The 16,236-nt window shown below is 61.4% G+C and carries 10 protein-coding genes; 7 read left to right on the plus strand and 3 right to left on the minus strand.

The features are described 5' to 3' along the window. Positions 1-3 precede the first annotated feature (3 nt). The 5 genes from bcsZ to SSARUM_RS00575 all read left to right on the plus strand — a co-directional run bounded on the left by bcsZ (position 4) and on the right by SSARUM_RS00575 (position 10,131). Positions 4-1,116, plus strand: a complete 1,113-nt coding sequence (bcsZ, locus tag SSARUM_RS00555) for a cellulose synthase complex periplasmic endoglucanase BcsZ (RefSeq protein WP_060424208.1) — start codon at positions 4-6, stop codon at positions 1,114-1,116. Then, positions 1,098-4,571, plus strand: a complete 3,474-nt coding sequence (gene bcsC, locus SSARUM_RS00560; RefSeq protein ID WP_060431212.1) for a cellulose synthase complex outer membrane protein BcsC — start codon at positions 1,098-1,100, stop codon at positions 4,569-4,571. The genes bcsZ and bcsC overlap by 19 nt, the downstream gene beginning before the upstream one ends. A gap of 230 nt (positions 4,572-4,801) precedes the next feature. Next, positions 4,802-6,808 (plus strand): biofilm formation regulator HmsP, encoded by a 2,007-nt coding sequence (gene hmsP, locus SSARUM_RS00565; protein WP_033649876.1) that lies wholly within the window; start codon positions 4,802-4,804, stop codon positions 6,806-6,808. A gap of 273 nt (positions 6,809-7,081) precedes the next feature. Then, positions 7,082-8,368 (plus strand): dicarboxylate/amino acid:cation symporter, encoded by a 1,287-nt coding sequence (locus SSARUM_RS00570; RefSeq protein WP_033649875.1) that lies wholly within the window; start codon positions 7,082-7,084, stop codon positions 8,366-8,368. 260 nt (positions 8,369-8,628) lie between these two features. Then, entirely contained in the window at positions 8,629-10,131 is a 1,503-nt protein-coding gene (locus SSARUM_RS00575) for a M16 family metallopeptidase (protein WP_033636624.1), read from the plus strand. A gap of 25 nt (positions 10,132-10,156) precedes the next feature. Here the strand turns inward: SSARUM_RS00575 and ppiC are convergent, their stop codons facing one another. Continuing rightward, positions 10,157-10,438, minus strand: coding sequence for a peptidylprolyl isomerase PpiC (gene ppiC / locus SSARUM_RS00580; RefSeq protein WP_004934175.1), 282 nt, complete (start codon positions 10,436-10,438; stop codon positions 10,157-10,159). A 109-nt stretch (positions 10,439-10,547) separates the two neighbouring features. Between ppiC and rep the strand changes: the two genes are divergently transcribed. Beyond that, entirely contained in the window at positions 10,548-12,572 is a 2,025-nt protein-coding gene (gene rep, locus SSARUM_RS00585; protein WP_033654001.1) for a DNA helicase Rep, read from the plus strand. 177 nt (positions 12,573-12,749) lie between these two features. Here the strand turns inward: rep and ppx are convergent, their stop codons facing one another. Then, a complete protein-coding gene (ppx, locus tag SSARUM_RS00590) occupies positions 12,750-14,246 on the minus strand; it encodes an exopolyphosphatase (protein ID WP_033636627.1) in 1,497 nt (498 codons plus the stop codon). Positions 14,247-14,251: 5 nt separating this feature from the next. Further along, on the minus strand, positions 14,252-15,538 hold the full coding sequence (gene rhlB, locus SSARUM_RS00595) for an ATP-dependent RNA helicase RhlB (protein WP_004934183.1): 1,287 nt from the start codon (positions 15,536-15,538) through the stop codon (positions 14,252-14,254). Between the two features lie 131 nt (positions 15,539-15,669). Between rhlB and trxA the strand changes: the two genes are divergently transcribed. Continuing rightward, positions 15,670-15,996: a thioredoxin TrxA gene (gene trxA, locus SSARUM_RS00600; RefSeq protein ID WP_033636629.1), complete on the plus strand. Its 327-nt coding sequence runs from the start codon at positions 15,670-15,672 to the stop codon at positions 15,994-15,996. Positions 15,997-16,236: the final 240 nt, after the last annotated feature.

Consider the following 16,236-nt stretch of genomic DNA (forward strand, 5'->3'; position numbering starts at 1 on the left):
GCGGTGAACGCCATGCTGCAACGCCTGTCGCTCGGCATGCTGCTGCTGTGCGCCTTCAGCGCCGCGGCGGCCTGCGAGTGGCCGGGCTGGCAACAGTACAAGCAGTTCTACATCAGCCCGCAGGGGCGGGTGATCGATCCGAGCAGCCCGAACAAAATCACCACCTCCGAGGGGCAGAGCTACGGCCTGTTCTTCGCCCTGGTGGCCAACGACCGGCCGACCTTCGATCTGCTGCTGGCCTGGACGGAGAACAATCTGGCGGCGGGCGATCTCAGCGCCCGTTTGCCCGCCTGGCTGTGGGGCGAGAGCGATGACAAACAGTGGAAGGTGCTGGACGCCAACTCGGCGTCGGACGCCGATCTGTGGATCGCCTACAACCTGCTCGAAGCCGGCCGCCTGTGGAAAAGCCGGCGCTATCAAACCCTGGGGACGCTGCTGCTGCAACGCATCGGCCGCGAGGAGGTGGCCGACATTCCCGGCCTGGGCCTGATGCTGTTGCCGGGCAAAGTCGGGTTCGTGACGGACGATCGCTGGCGGCTGAATCCCAGCTACCTGCCGCCGCAGCTGTTGGCACGTTTTGCAGCGCTGAACGGCCCGTGGCGCGCGATGCGCCAGGTCAATCAACGGCTGTGGTTGGACACCGCGCCGCACGGTTTCTCGCCGGACTGGGTGGTGTGGCGGGTCGGCGCCGGCTGGCAGCCGGATCCCGTCAAGCCGAACGTCGGCAGCTACGACGCCATTCGGGTTTATCTGTGGGCCGGCATGCTGGCGGACGACGATGAATACAAGGCGACGCTGCTCGAACGTTTTCAGCCGATGGCGCAGCTCACCGCCAAACAGGGCGTGCCGCCGGAGAAAACCGATACCGCCAGCGGCAAAACCACCGGCGGCGGCCCGGTCGGCTTTTCCGCCTCGATGTTGCCGATGTTGGCGACGCAGGCTGAGGCGCTGGCGACACAGCGGCAACGCATCAGCGAACATCCGCCGGGGGACGACGCCTATTTCAGCGCCTCGCTGACGCTGTTCGGCCAGGGGTGGGATCAACAACGTTATCGCTTTAATCGTCAGGGTGAATTGCAACCCTCGTGGGACGGCCAATGCACAACTTCAAAATAAACTGGCTGAATTTGATTCCGCTGAGCCTGGCGATGCTGCCGCAGGCGCGCGCTGCGGAAGCCGTGGCCCCGGAGCAGTGGCTGCTGGAACAGGTGCGCATTGGCGAGGCCGGCAACAAGGACGATCTGGTGCGCCAGTCGCTGTACCGGCTAGAGTTGATGGATCCGAACAACCCGGACGTGATCGCCGCGCGCATGCGTTTGGCGCTGCGGCAGGGCAATATGGCGCTGGCGCAGCAGCAGTTGGACAAGCTGAAAACCCTCGCGCCGCAGTCCAGCGCCTATCGCCAGGCGCAAATGAACATGCTGCTGACCCAGCCGGAAACCCGGCAGAAGTTGCAGCAGGCGCGCCTGATGGCGACCGCCGGCCGGTTGCCGGAGGCCAAGGCGCAGTACGATGCGCTGTTCCACGGCGAGCCGCCGACGCTCGAGCTGGCAGTGGAGTACTGGCGGCTGGTGGCGCGTTTGCCGGGGCAGGAGGCGAAGGCGTTGAAGCAGCTGCAGGCGCTGGATCAGCAATATTCCGGCAACGTGGCGCTGCGCATGTCGCTGGCGCGCATGCTGTTCAGTCAGAACCAGGACGCGCAGGCCTATGAGCTGCTGCAGAAGATCGCCGCCGATCCGGCCGGGCGCGGCGATGCCGCCGATCTGTGGCTGGACAAGGTCAAAGCGATGCCGGTCAGCGCGCAAAGCGTGGCGGCGCTCAACCGTTTCCTCGGCGTGTTCGATACCGGCGATCAGGCGACCAGCGCCCGCGAAGAGCTGGCCAGACAGCAGAAACTGTTGGCCGATCCGGCGTATCAGGCGCGGGTGCGCGGCCTGGCGCAGGTGGATAAAGGCGGCAGCCGGGCGGCCATTCCGGCGTTGCAAAAGGCGCTGGCGGCGACGCCGAACGACGCCGAGGTGCTGGGCGCGCTCGGCCAGGCCTATTCGCGCGCCGGCAACCGCCCGCAGGCGTTGAAGCTGTTCCGCCAGGCGCTTGCCGCCGACACGAACGGCTACGACAGCGGCAAGTGGCAAAGCCTGATCAAGAGCACCAGTTACTGGCTGGCGATAGACGAAGGCGACAAGGCGCTGAAGGCCGGCAATCTTGCGCTGGCCAGGCAGAAATACCAGCAGGCGCGCCAGCTCGACGACCGCGACGGCGATGCGTTTATCGGCCTGGGCGATGTGGCGGTGGCGAGCAAGGATGACGCCGCGGCGGAAGGGTTTTATCAGCAGGCGCTGCGGCGCGATCCCGGTAACGGCAGCGCGCTGCGCGGCCTGGTGAATCTCTATCAACGCCAGTCGCCGGAAAAAGCGCTGGCCTACCTCAACGGCCTGCCGCACAGCCAACAGGCCAAGCTGCGCAGCACCCTCGACGGGCTGCGGCTCGATATGTTGAAGCAACAGGCGCAGACGCTGGCGGCGCAGCAGCAGTGGCAACAGGCGGCGGAAATCTATCGCCGCGCCCAGCAGATGGATCCCGACGACGTTTGGCTGACCTATCGCTATGCGCAGGCGCTGCGTCAGGCCGGGCAGCCGCAACAGGCGGACGCCTTATTCCGGCAGCTGGCGCAGCGTCAGCGCGCCAATCCGCAGTTGGCCTATGCCTATGCGCTCTACCTTTCCGGCAGCGATCGCGACGACCAGGCGCTGGCGCAGCTCAATACGCTGCCTGCGGCGCAGTGGAACGACAACATGCGCGAACTGGCGCAGCGGCTAAAAATGCAGGCGGTGATTGCACATGCCGAACGGCTGCGGGCGGCCGGCGACGAACCGGCGGCGGAAGCCTATCTGCGCCGGCAGCCGGCGGACACCCGCATCGATTTGCTGCTGGCCGACTGGGCGCTGGCGCGCGGGGAGTATGCGGCGGCGCTGGGCGACTATCAGCGGGTGAAACGGCGCGAACCGAACAACCCGGATGCGCAGCTGGGCGAGATCGAAGCTTATGTGGCGCAGGGGGATCTGGACGCGGCGCGCCAGCGGCTGAAAACCGAACCGCAGCCGCAAGACGCTTCGCTCAACAGCCAACGGCGGGTCGCCAACGCCTGGGGCGCGGTCGGCGATCCGCAGCAGGCCGAAGCTATCTTCGGTCGGCTGAAAACGGCGGCGGCCGCGGAGCCCGTGGGGCAGACCAAGGCGCTGATCTACCGCGACGCCGCCCGGCTGGAACGGGCGCAGCGGCAGCCGGAGCGGGCGCAGCAGGATTACCGGCAGGCGATGGTGGCCGGCGGCATCACGCCGACGTTGCCGCAGGACAATGACACCTACACCTCTCTGACGCGCAATAACCCGGGCGACGACTGGTTGAAACGCGGCATCCGTTCCGAGGCCGCGGATCTGTACCGGCAGCAAGACGTGAACGTCACGCTCGATCACGATTACTGGCGCTCGAGCGGCACCGGTGGTATTTCCGACTTCAATGCGCACGACACCATGCTGCAGGTGGACATGCCGCTGTATGACGGGCGCGCCTTCTTGCGCACCGACACCGTGCAGCTGGATGCCGGCCGCTTCTCGACCGACGGCAGCGGCAAATACTACGAGACCTTCGGCACCTGCAATACGCAAGGGTGCCGCGGCGGTGAACATCAGAAATCCACCGGCACCAGCGTGGCGGCCGGCTGGAAAAACGATCGTTGGGCCGCCGATATCGGCACGACGCCGATGGGCTTCGAGGTGGTCGACTGGACCGGCGGCCTGGCCTACAGCGGCGACTGGAACCACATCGGCTGGACGCTGGCGGCCTCGCGGCGGCCGATCTCCAGCTCGCTGCTGGCGTTCGGCGGCGCCAAGGATCCGAACACCGGCACCACCTGGGGCGGCGTGCGCGCTACCGGCGTCAGCCTGAGCGCCAGCTACGATCGCGGCGAGGCGAACGGCGTGTGGGCCGATCTCAGCGCGCACCAGATTACCGGCAAGAACGTGGCGGATAACCAGCGGCAGCGGTTGATGGCCGGCTACTACTACAAGCTGATCAACGAAGACAATCGCCGTCTGAGCGTCGGGCTCAATACCATGCTGTGGCACTACCAGAAGGATTTGAGCGGCTATTCGCTGGGGCAGGGCGGCTATTACAGCCCGCAGCAATATCTGTCGCTGTCGCTGCCGGTCAACTATCGCCAGCGCACCGAGAACTGGTCGTGGGAGCTGGGCGGTTCGGTTTCGCTGTCCCATTCGAAAACCGACAGCCAGCGCCGCTATCCGCTGCAGGGGCTGATCCCGGATTCGTTGCCCGATAAGTTCGCCGTCGAGGACGGCAGCTCCTCAAGCGGCGTCGGTTATACCCTGCGGGCGATCGTCGAACGCCGTCTCAGTTCGCACTGGACGCTCGGCGCCGGTATCGACATTCAACAGGCGAAGGACTATACGCCGAGCCACGCGTTGATTTATCTGCGCTATTCCCTGGCCGGCTGGCAGGGGGATCTCGATTTGCCGCCGCAGCCGCTGACGCCTTACGCCGACTTCAAGTAGCCGGGAGGGGAAAGATTCGGAGTGTCGGACACCGGGGAGTTTTGTTACCCTGTGTCCGGGTCGCGTTTGTTCGCTTTAGGAAAAGACTGAAACCCGCGATTTTCTTGGTTTTGCCTGCGGCATAGCCAGATAAAAACAGCCGATGATCGAGTATAATCAGCCCGGTTCGAGGGGGCGGGTGAGAGTCAGCCCCCTTTTTTTGTTTCAGCCCGATTTCACGGAGAGCAGGTTTGCGGGTCAGGCGTTCGTTAACGATTAAGCAGATGGCGACGGTGTCCGGCGTGGCGCTGGTCACGATCTGCATCTTTATCGTGATCCAGTTATTCCACTTTGTGCAGCAGCGCAGGGATGACTACGCCCAGCAACTGGAGAATATCGCGCACTCCGTGCGCCAGCCGCTGGCGGAAGCGGTGCTGCGCATGGACGTGCCGGAAGCCAAAAAGGTGCTGAACACGCTGTTGCCGGTCGGCATTCTCAGCCGGGCGGATATCGTCTTGCCGAACGAATTTCAGGCGCTGCACGCCAATTTCCCGCCGGAGCGGCCGGTGCCGACGCTGATCGCCCGGCTGTTTGAGCTGCCGATCCAAATTTCCGTGCCGCTCTATTCGCTGGAGCGGGTGCCGGCCAACCAGCAGCCGCTGGCCTATCTGGTGCTGCAGGCCGATTCGTTCCGCATGTACCAGTTTATCCGCAGCATTTTGTCGACCATGCTATCGACCTACCTGCTGTTGGCGCTGATCCTGTCGGTGGCCATCACCTGGTGCATGAACCGGTTGATGGTGCATCCGCTGCGCGCGATGGCCAAAGAGCTGGAAAACATCTCGCAGGACGAAGCGCCCTACCACCAGCTGATGCTGCCGACGCTGCACCAGGACGACGAGCTCGGCCTGCTGGTGCGCAACTACAACCGTAATCAACAGACGCTGGCCAAGGCGCATGCCGACATGAGCCGCCTGAGCACCCGCCATCCGGTGACCGAACTGCCGAATCCGGCATTGCTGAACGCGTTGCTGGAACAGCATATCGCCTCCAGCCTGCGCCCCGAGCGTTTTAACCTGCTGGTGATCGGCATCGAGACGCTGCATGAAGCCTCGGGCGTGATGAGCCCGGCGATGCGTGAAGCGCTGCTGTTGGCGCTGGCGAAGAAGCTGCGCGGCTGCATCGACGAAAACGGCGTGCTGGCGCAGCTGAGCAATACCGAATTCGCCATCCTGGCCAAGGGGACCGAGCGGCCGTTCCACGCCATGCAGCTGGCGCGACGCATCATGGCGGAGATCAACGCGCCCTTGACCCTGGAAGGTCTGGCGCTGCGGCCCAACGCCAGCATCGGCATCGCGCACTACCTCAATCAGGGGGAAAGTGCGGAACAGCTGCTGCGCAGCGCCACCTCGGCGATGATGTCCGCCCACCGTGAAGGAAAAAATCAGATCCTGTTCTTCGAGCCCAGCCTGACGGAGCGCACGCAGAAGCGGCTGACGCAGGAGAGCGAGATTTTGCACGGCATCGAGCAGCGGCATTTTACGCTGTTCCTGCAGCCGCAGATCGACATGCAGTCCAACGAGGTGATCGGCGCCGAAGCGCTGCTGCGTTGGCAGCAGTATGACGGCAGCTATACCCTGCCGGCCGACGTTATCCCGCTCGCGGAAGAGCTGGGCGTGATCGTGCCTCTCGGCAACTGGGTGCTGGAAGAGTCCTGCCGCATCCTGGCGGATTGGCAGCAACGCGGCATTGCGCTGCCGCTGGCGGTCAACGTTTCCGGTATACAGATGCAGCATGAGGCGTTCGTCCCGCATCTGAAAAACCTGCTGGCGCAGTATCGGATAGACCCGCGCAAGCTGCTGTTGGAGATCACCGAGACGGTGCGCATCGACGATCTCGACCGCGCGCTGGCGCTGCTGCGCGAGTTGCACGATCTGGGATTGTCGATCGCGCTTGACGACTTCGGCATGGGCTACTCCAGTCTGGAATACCTGAACCGCTTGAAATCCCTGCCGATCGATTTGATTAAAATCGACCGCAGCTTCATTCAGGGGCTGCCGGCCGACGATGCGATGGTGCGCATTGTCAGTGCGATCTCCGAAGTGCTGGCGTTGCCGGTGATGGCCGAAGGCGTGGAAAACGCCGAGCAGCGCGACTGCCTGCTGCAGCACGGCATTCGCAGCGGGCAAGGATTCCTGTTCGCCCGGCCGCTGCCGCGCGCAGCGTTCGAAGCCGAGTTTTGCCGCGCGGCGCCGTAAGCGCCGCGTTACCTTTCCGGTACTTTTCCCCGTCCGAAAATCGCTATTTCTCCTCTACCTCTTTTGCGTTAGTGCAAACAAAGCATTACGCAATTTTCAGCTTTGCACCCCGACTGACGCGTTTCAGCTCTTAAATTCACATCAACTCCCAGGGGCGGGTGCAACAAATTATTTCCATGTTGTTAAGTGGGTGTTATTTTCCGCGCAAGCGATGAACAGGCTGGATTTTTAGACTGCTGCCTGGTGCGTGTCTTCCCCCCATAGGATGTTCATATGAAAACAACGATCTTTAAGAGCCTCTATTTTCAGGTGCTGACGGCGATCACGCTGGGTATCCTGCTTGGCCACTTCTCCCCTGACCTCGGCGCCGAGATGAAACCTCTGGGCGATGGCTTCGTCAAACTGATCAAGATGATCATCGCCCCGGTGATCTTCTGCACCGTGGTGACCGGCATCGCCGGCATGGAAAGCATGAAGGCGGTGGGGCGCACCGGCGCCATCGCGCTGCTGTATTTTGAAATCGTCAGCACCATCGCGCTGATTATCGGCCTGGTGATCGTCAACCTGGTGCAACCGGGCGCCGGCATGAATGTCGATCCCGGCACGCTGGACGCCAAGGCGGTGGCAGTCTACGCCGAGCAGGCGCAGCAGCAGGGCATCATCCCGTTCCTGCTGGACATCATCCCCGGCAGCGTGATCGGCGCATTCGCCAGCGGCAACATTCTGCAGGTGCTGCTGTTCGCGGTGCTGTTCGGCTTCGCCCTGCATCGCTTGGGTGAAAAGGGGCAGCTGATCTTCAACGTGATCGACAGCTTCTCGCGGGTGATTTTCGGCATCATCAACATGATCATGCGCCTGGCGCCGCTGGGGGCCTTCGGCGCCATGGCGTTTACCATCGGTAAATACGGCGTCGGAACCCTGGTGCAACTCGGCCAGCTGATCGTGTGCTTCTATATCACCTGTATCCTGTTCGTGGTGGTGGTGCTGGGCAGCATCGCCCGCGCCAACGGCTTCAGCATTTTCAAATTCGTCAACTACATCAAAGAAGAGCTGCTGATCGTGCTGGGGACCTCGTCGTCCGAGTCCGCGCTGCCGCGCATGCTGGATAAAATGGAGAGGCTGGGCTGCAAGAAATCGGTGGTGGGCCTGGTGATCCCGACCGGGTACTCCTTCAATCTGGACGGCACCTCTATTTATCTGACTATGGCCGCGGTGTTTATCGCGCAGGCGACCAACACCCACATGGACATCATGCATCAGATTACCCTGCTGGTGGTGTTGCTGCTCTCCTCCAAAGGGGCGGCGGGCGTGACCGGCAGCGGCTTTATCGTGTTGGCCGCCACCATCTCCGCCGTCGGCCACCTGCCGTTGGCCGGCCTGGCACTGATCCTCGGCATCGACCGCTTCATGTCGGAAGCCCGCGCGCTGACCAACCTGGTGGGCAACGGGGTGGCGACCGTGGTCGTGGCGAGGTGGTGCGGCCAACTGGATGAGAAACAGCTGAAAGCCACGCTGAACAACAAAAACGCCGGCGCGGACAAAACGCTGCCTTCCGCCTGATATTGACGGCGAATCACCGGCCGCAGCCGCGGCCGGTGAGGTTTTCCCCCTGCCTCGTAACGATTTCTTGCATTAAAAACCCCGCTATCTATTATTTTTCACTCTAATGAGTGACATCCGCAAAGGCGCGCGGTCTAACACGATGGTACACTTTCTGCTTTCCGCCCCACTGTGAAACTCAGGGCGTATTTTTATGATTCCATTGAATGGAATACACGCATTTGCATAAGAAATTGGATAGTCATTAAGTAGGGGTTCACATGCAGGGCACCAGAATTCATCTTATAGTTGGTGGGCTGCTATTGGCTGCAGCCAGTAGCAGCGTGCAGGCTGAAGCACTACAACCCGATCCTGCCTGGCAGCAGGGGGCGCTGGCCAACGGGTTTTCATGGCAAATTCTCGATACGCCGCAGCGGCCAAGCGACCGCGTGGAACTGCGGCTGATCGTCAATACCGGCTCTCTGGTGGAGTCTTCGCAACAGACCGGCTTCGCCCAGCTGTTGCCGCGGCTGGCGTTGACGCGCAGTGAAAGCTTTACCGCGCCGCAGCTGCGCGCCCTGTGGCAGCAGAGCGTGGATAACGAGCGGCCGCTGCCGCCGGCTATCATCTCGTATGATTTCACCATGTATAATCTCAGCCTGCCGAATAACCGGCCTGACCTGCTGAAAGAAGCGCTGGCCTGGCTGGCGGACACCACCGGCAAACTGGCGATCGACGAGCATACGGTGCACGCAGTGATGAACTCCACCATCAATCCGGTCGGCACGTTCCCGCCCAATACCCAAGACGTCTGGTGGCGTTACCGCCTGAAAGGCTCGACGCTGCTGGCGCACGATCCGGCGCAGCCGGCGAAACGGCCGGTCAACCTCGAACAGCTGAAGAAATTCTATCAACAGTGGTATACCCCGGATGCCATGACGCTGTTCGTTGTCGGCAAGGTCGACAGCCGCAGCCTGGGCGAGCAGATCAACAAGGCGTTCTCGCCGCTGCAGGGCAAACGTGAAACCCCGGCCCCGATGCCGACGCTGACGCCGCTGCCGCAACAGCCGGTGAGCCTGATCAGCGAGCAGGTGAAACAGGATACGCTGTCGATCATGTGGGATTCGCCGTGGCATCCGATTCGCGATTCGCAGAGCCTGCTCCGTTACTGGCGTGGCGATCTCGCCCGCGAGGCGCTGTTCTGGCATCTCCAGCAGACGCTGGAAAAAAGCGACCAGAAGAGCCTGCATCTGGGCTTTGACTGCCGCGTGCAGTACCAGCGCGGGCAGTGCGCCATCCATCTGGATACGCCGAACAACAACCTGAACGGCAGCCTGGGCTTTATCGCCCGCGAGCTGGCCAACGTGCGTGACAACGGCCTGTCGAAAGAAGAATTCGATGCGCTGCTGGCGCAGAAAAACGATCAGCTGAGCAAGCTGTTCGCGACCTACGCCCGCACCGACACCGATGTGCTGATGAGCCAGCGCCTGCGTTCGCAACAGAGCGGGGTGGTGGATATCGCGCCGGAGCTGTATCAGAAGCTGCGCCAGGAGTTCCTGTCCAGCCTGACGCTGGAGACGCTGAATCAGGCGCTGAAGCTGCAGCTTTCTCAGGAGGCGACGCTGGTGCTGATGCAGCCGAAGGGCGAGCCGGAAATGAGCATGAAGCAGCTGCAGGAAACCTATGACGGCATCATGATGCCGGCGCCGGCGGTGGTGACGGAGGAAGCCAAACCGGCCGACGCCGCGGTGGCTGCACCGGCGACGGACGCCGGCGCGCAGTAATGCCCAACAGGGGGCTCAGGCTCCCTCAGTTGCGGTACAGCACCTTGATGATGTGGTAACCGAACTGGGTTTTGACCGGGCCATAAGGTTTGAGCAGCGGGATGCTGAACACCGCTTTATCGAACGCCGGCACCATCGCGCCCTTGTTGAATTCGCCCAGCGAGCCGCCGTTGCGTTTTGACGGGCAGCTCGAGTATTTGCGCGCCAGCGTGTCGAAGCTGACGCCGCGCTTCAGCTTGGCCAGCAGCTCGTTGGCCAGCTTTTCATTGTCTACCAGAATGTGCAGGGCGCACGCCGTTTTTGCCATGGTATTGCCTTTGTCGATGCGAAAATTGCGCTGATTATACCCGCTAAATCTCATCGGCGCTTTCTGCTACAATTCCCTTCCACGTTTTACAGCCGAGCAAGCCAGTACCATGCGATTAAACCCCAGCCAACAACAAGCCGTCGAATTCGTTACCGGGCCCTGCCTGGTGTTGGCCGGTGCCGGTTCCGGCAAGACGCGCGTTATCACCAACAAGATAGCCCACCTGATCCACCACTGCGGCTACCAGGCGCGGCACATCGCCGCCGTGACCTTTACCAACAAGGCCGCGCGCGAGATGAAAGAGCGCGTGTCGCAAACTCTGGGGCGCAAAGAGGCGCGCGGGCTGATGATTTCTACTTTCCATACCCTGGGGCTGGAGATCATCAAGCGGGAATACGTGGCGTTGGGGATGAAGTCCAACTTCTCGCTGTTCGACGATCAGGATCAGCTGGCGCTGTTGAAAGAGCTGACCGAAAAGTGGCTGGAAAGTGACAAAACGCTGGTGGCGCAGCTGATTTCGACCATTTCCAACTGGAAAAACGACCTGATCGATCCCCAGCGGGCGGCGGCGCTGGCGCGCTCGGAGCGCGACAAGCTGTTCGCCCACTGCTACGGCCTGTACCACGCCCATATGCGGGCGTGCAACGTGCTGGACTTCGACGACCTGATCCTGTTGCCGACGCTGCTGCTGCAACGCAACGAAGAGGTGCGCGAACGCTGGCAGCAGCGCATCCGCTACCTGCTGGTGGATGAGTACCAGGATACCAACACCAGCCAGTACGAGCTGGTGAAGCTGCTGGTGGGCAACCGCGCGCGCTTTACCGTGGTGGGTGACGACGACCAGTCGATCTACTCCTGGCGCGGCGCGCGGCCGCAGAACCTGGTGCTGCTGAAGGAAGATTTCCCGGCGCTGCAGGTGATCAAGCTGGAGCAAAACTACCGTTCCAGCGAGCGTATCCTGAAGGCGGCCAACATTCTGATCGCCAATAACCCGCACGTGTTTGAAAAGCGGCTGTTTTCCGAGCTGGGGTATGGCGAAGAGCTGAAGGTGGTGACCGCCAACAACGAGGATCACGAAGCCGAGCGGGTGGTGGGGGAGCTGATCGCCCACCACTTCGTGAAAAAGACCAACTACGGCGACTATGCGATCCTGTACCGCGGCAACCACCAGTCGCGGGTGTTTGAAAAGATGCTGATGCAGAACCGCATCCCGTACAAGATTTCCGGCGGCACCTCATTCTTCTCGCGCCCAGAGATCAAGGATCTGCTGGCCTACCTGCGCGTGCTGACCAACCCGGAGGACGACAGCGCCTTCCTGCGCATCGTCAATACCCCCAAGCGCGAGATCGGCCCGGCGACGCTGCAGAAGCTCGGCGAGTGGGCCAACCAGCGCAACAAGAGTTTATTCCACGCCAGTTTCGATCTGGGGCTGAGCCAGCACTTGACCGGACGCGGGCTGGAATCGTTGCAGCGTTTCACCCACTGGCTGGGCGGCATCGCCCAGCAGGCGGAACGTGAGCCGGTGGCGGCGGTGCGCGATCTGATCCGCGGCGTGGATTATGAGAGCTGGCTGTTTGAAACCTCGACCAGCCCGAAGGCCGCCGAAATGCGAATGAAGAACGTCAATACGCTGTTCGGCTGGATGACGGAGATGCTGGAAGGCAGCGATCTGGACGAGCCGATGACGCTGACCCAGGTGGTGACGCGCTTCACCCTGCGCGACATGATGGAGCGCGGTGAAAGTGAAGAAGAGCTGGATCAGGTACAGCTGATGACGCTGCACGCCTCCAAGGGGCTGGAGTTCCCTTATGTGTTCCTGGTGGGCATGGAAGAGGGCCTGCTGCCGCACCAGAGCAGCATCGATGAAGACAATGTCGATGAAGAGCGGCGTCTGGCCTATGTGGGGATCACCCGCGCGCAAAAAGAGCTGATCTTCACCCTGTGCCGCGAGCGCCGTCAGTACGGCGAGCTGGTGCGGCCGGAGCCGAGCCGCTTCCTGCTGGAGCTGCCGCAGGACGATTTGGCATGGGAAACCGAGCGCAAAGTGGTGAGCCCGCAGGAGCGGATGCAGAAAGGGCAGAGCCATCTGGCCAATATCCGCGCCCAGCTGGCCAAGGCCAAAGGCGGGAATTAAAAAGACAGGGCTAGATGACTGACAAAGGAGGAAAAAGCGTGGTTTTTCCTCCTTTGTGATTATCAGCCGAAAATCAATGAATTGATTTTCCTTATTTTTTATATGCTGTCTTCTGTAAACCTGGCAATGTCATCAGGTTTGCCATTAACCTCAGGCGTGAATCGCGCCCTGGTCATTTCAACGCTGTTCTTCCAATCGCAGCGTCCAGTGGACGTAGCTCTGCCAGTGGCTTTCCTGCTCCAGCGCCTCGGCGCGCAGCGGATGCTGTTCCAGCCAACCCGGCGGCAAGATCACCGTCAGTTCATCGTCCTGATTGGCGCGCAACCGCACCGCCGGCAGCGTGTCATCGCGGCGGCGGCTGGCGAAGATGATCGCCAGGCGCAAAATGCGGCACAGACGCTGCGCAGTGCGCGGCGGCAGGGCGTTTTGCTGGTTCAACAGCGACAGGTCGAGGGGGTTGCTCTGGTTTTGCAGCAGGGTGGCCAGCAGTTTTTTCTGCGCCGGGGTAAAGCCGGGTAAGTCCAGATGGCGGATCAGGTAGGCGGCGTGTTGCGGCGCCTGCTTGAAATCGACGCTGAGGCCGAGTTCGTGGATCAGACTGGCGCTGTGCAACAGCTCGCGACATCGCGCATCCAGCTGCCACTCGTTGGCGACCTGCTGCGAGAAGTTGGCGGCGAGTTGGCTGACGCGTTCGGCCTGCTCGGTGTCGATCAGGTAGCGGCGCTGCAGGTTGCGGATGGTGCGGATGCGAATATCCTGCTCCACCGGCAGATGCAGCATGCCGTAAACCAGGCCTTCACGCAGCGCCCCGCCGGCCAGCATCATGCTTTCGATGCCCAGTTCCTGGAAGATGGCCAACAGAATGGACAGGCCGCTCGGGAACACCAGCGCGCGCTCCAGCGTCAACCCTTCGATCTCCAGCTCTTCCAGCTTGCCGCACTGAATGGCGCGCTGTTTCAGCTGGCGCAGCTTGGGCAGGGTGATGCGCTCATCCATGCCTTGCGCCACCATGATCTCCTGCAGCGCCTGTACGGTGCCGGAAGCGCCGACGCAGATCTGCCAACCTTGCTGGCGCAGCTGCGGTGCGATCGGCCGCACCATTTCGCGCGCGGCCTGTTCGGCGCGCTCGAAGTTTTCTTGCCCGAGGTTGCGATCGCTGAAGTAGCGCTCCAGCCAGGTGACGCAGCCCATCGACAGGCTATACAGCTGCGATGCCTGTGCGCCGGTGCCGGTGACCAGTTCGGTGCTGCCGCCGCCGATGTCGACGACCAGCCGCCGATCCGGCCCGCCGGTGGTGTGCGCGACACCGTGATAAATCAGCCGTGCTTCTTCTTCGCCGCTGATCACCTGTACCGGGCAGCCGAGGATTTGCTCGGCTGCCTGCAGGAACTCATCGGCGTTGGACGCCAGGCGCAGCGTGGCGGTGGCGACGACGCGGATCTGCTCGCGCGGAATGTCCTGCAGGCGTTCGGAGAACAGCCGCAGGCACTGCCAGCCGCGTTGCATGGCCTCATGCGACAGGTGATTGTTCTGATCCAGCCCGGCCGCCAGGCGCACCTTGCGCTTGATCCGCGCCAGGGTCTGAATGCTGCCGGCCACCTCGCGCACCACCAACATGTGGAAGCTGTTGGAGCCGAGATCGATGGCAGCATAAAGCGTGCTGGAGCTGAGCATGGCGATCAGCTCGAGCGTTTACGGTTGTTGCGCGGCGCGCCGCCGCGACGAGGCGCGGAGTTGCGACGTGGGCCGTTGCCGCCGCGCGGGCGCGACAGGCGTTTCGGCGCCGGCAGATCGGTCAGCAGCGCATCGCTATTGTACTTGCTTACCGGAATGCTGTGGTCGATATAGGTCTCGATCGCCGGCAGGTTGAGCGCGTACTCTTCACACGCCAGGCTGATGGAGTGGCCGCTGGCGCCTGCGCGGCCGGTACGGCCGATGCGGTGCACGTAGTCTTCGCAATCGTCAGGCAGATCGTAGTTGAATACGTGGGTGACGGCAGGAATGTGCAGACCGCGCGCGGCGACGTCGGTGGCGACCAGGATGTCGAGGTTGCCTTTAGTGAAGTCGTCAAGGATGCGCAGGCGTTTTTTCTGCGCCACGTCACCGGTCAGCAGGCCCACGCGGTGACCGTCGGCGGCCAGATGGCCCCAGATGTCTTCGCAGCGGTGCTTGGTGTTGGCGAAGATGATGGCGCGATCCGGCCACTCTTCTTCGATCAGCGTCTGCAGCAGACGCATTTTTTCTTCGTTGGACGGGTAGAACAGCTCTTCTTTAATGCGGTGGCCGGTTTTCTGTTCCGGTTCCACTTCAACATATTCGGCGTTGTTCATCTGCTCGAAGGCCAGCTCGCGTACGCGATAGGACAGGGTGGCGGAGAACAGCATGTTCAGGCGTTGATCGGCCGCAGGCATGCGGCGGAACAGCCAACGGATGTCTTTGATAAAGCCGAGATCGTACATGCGATCGGCTTCATCCAGCACGACAACCTGCATCGCGCCGAGATCGACATAGTTCTGCTTGGTGTAATCGATTAAACGGCCGGTGGTGCCAATCAGAATGTCCACGCCGCTTTCCAGCACTTTCAGCTGTTTGTCGTAGCCGTCGCCGCCGTAGGCCAGGCCCAGTTTCAGGCCGGTGCTCTGGGAGAGCGCTTCTGCGTCGGAGTGGATTTGCACCGCCAGTTCACGCGTAGGCGCCATGATCAAGGCGCGCGGCTGATTGGTCTGGCGATCCTGTTTCGCCGGGTGAGTCAGCAAATAGTGAAAAGTAGACGCCAAAAACGCCAGCGTCTTTCCGGTACCGGTTTGCGCCTGACCTGCAACGTCACGCCCGGAGAGCGTGAGCGGCAATGCTAACGCCTGGATGGGCGTGCAATTGTGAAACCCTTTTTTCTCAAGGGCTTCAAGGACTAACGGGTGCAGGGCGAAGTCGGAAAACTTCTGTTCAGTCAAGTGTGTTTTGCTCATAGTGTGGTAGAATATCAGCTAACTATTGCTTTACGAAAGCACATCCGTTGAAATAAACGCGGTGCAATAAAATCACCTTGAGTTGGTTAATGCTACACCAACAAGGTAGACATAATCCTGTGGAGTAGAACATGAGCGATAAAATTATTCACCTGACTGACAGCAGCTTCGACGCTGACGTGCTGAAAGCGGAAGGGCCGATCCTGGTCGATTTCTGGGCTGAATGGTGTGGGCCGTGCAAGATGATTGCTCCGATTCTGGATGAGATTGCCGAAGAGTTCGAAGGCAAACTGACCATCACCAAGCTGAATATCGATCAGAACCCGGCTACCGCGCCCAAGTACGGTATCCGTGGCATCCCTACGCTGTTGCTGTTCAAGAACGGTGAAGTGGCCGCGACCAAGGTTGGCGCGTTGTCCAAAGGTCAGCTCAAAGATTTCCTGAACGCGAATCTGTAATCGGGCGGGAAGCCCAGTATCAGGCGCCTGGCGGTGATGTTCAATTCACCGCTAGACGCCTGCCAAGAAGCGTGTTAAGTTTAACCACACTGCATATAGAACTTGCCCGAAGTTTTAAATCTAAAGAGTTTGAATCTAAAGCTATACTCTGTGTCGAATCACTGGCGTTGAAAGTAAACTGAACTCAGCCCGTGTTTTGGCAATCAAACGGTTTTGCAAAAATCATTTTTAAGGTACCTT

The sequence above is a fragment of the Serratia sarumanii genome (assembly GCF_029962605.1).
GTDB lineage: Bacteria > Pseudomonadota > Gammaproteobacteria > Enterobacterales > Enterobacteriaceae > Serratia > Serratia sarumanii.

What these genes read in the sequence shown, in the direction of transcription:
- trxA (WP_033636629.1), top strand. Translation starts at nt 15,670, where the DNA reads ATGAGCGATAAAATTATTCACCTGACTGACAGCAGCTTCGACGCTGAC.
- bcsC (WP_060431212.1), top strand. Translation starts at nt 1,098, where the DNA reads ATGCACAACTTCAAAATAAACTGGCTGAATTTGATTCCGCTGAGCCTG.
- SSARUM_RS00570 (WP_033649875.1), top strand. Translation starts at nt 7,082, where the DNA reads ATGAAAACAACGATCTTTAAGAGCCTCTATTTTCAGGTGCTGACGGCG.
- rhlB (WP_004934183.1), bottom strand. Translation starts at nt 15,538, where the DNA reads ATGAGCAAAACACACTTGACTGAACAGAAGTTTTCCGACTTCGCCCTG.
- ppiC (WP_004934175.1), bottom strand. Translation starts at nt 10,438, where the DNA reads ATGGCAAAAACGGCGTGCGCCCTGCACATTCTGGTAGACAATGAAAAG.
- SSARUM_RS00575 (WP_033636624.1), top strand. Translation starts at nt 8,629, where the DNA reads ATGCAGGGCACCAGAATTCATCTTATAGTTGGTGGGCTGCTATTGGCT.
- ppx (WP_033636627.1), bottom strand. Translation starts at nt 14,246, where the DNA reads ATGCTCAGCTCCAGCACGCTTTATGCTGCCATCGATCTCGGCTCCAAC.
- rep (WP_033654001.1), top strand. Translation starts at nt 10,548, where the DNA reads ATGCGATTAAACCCCAGCCAACAACAAGCCGTCGAATTCGTTACCGGG.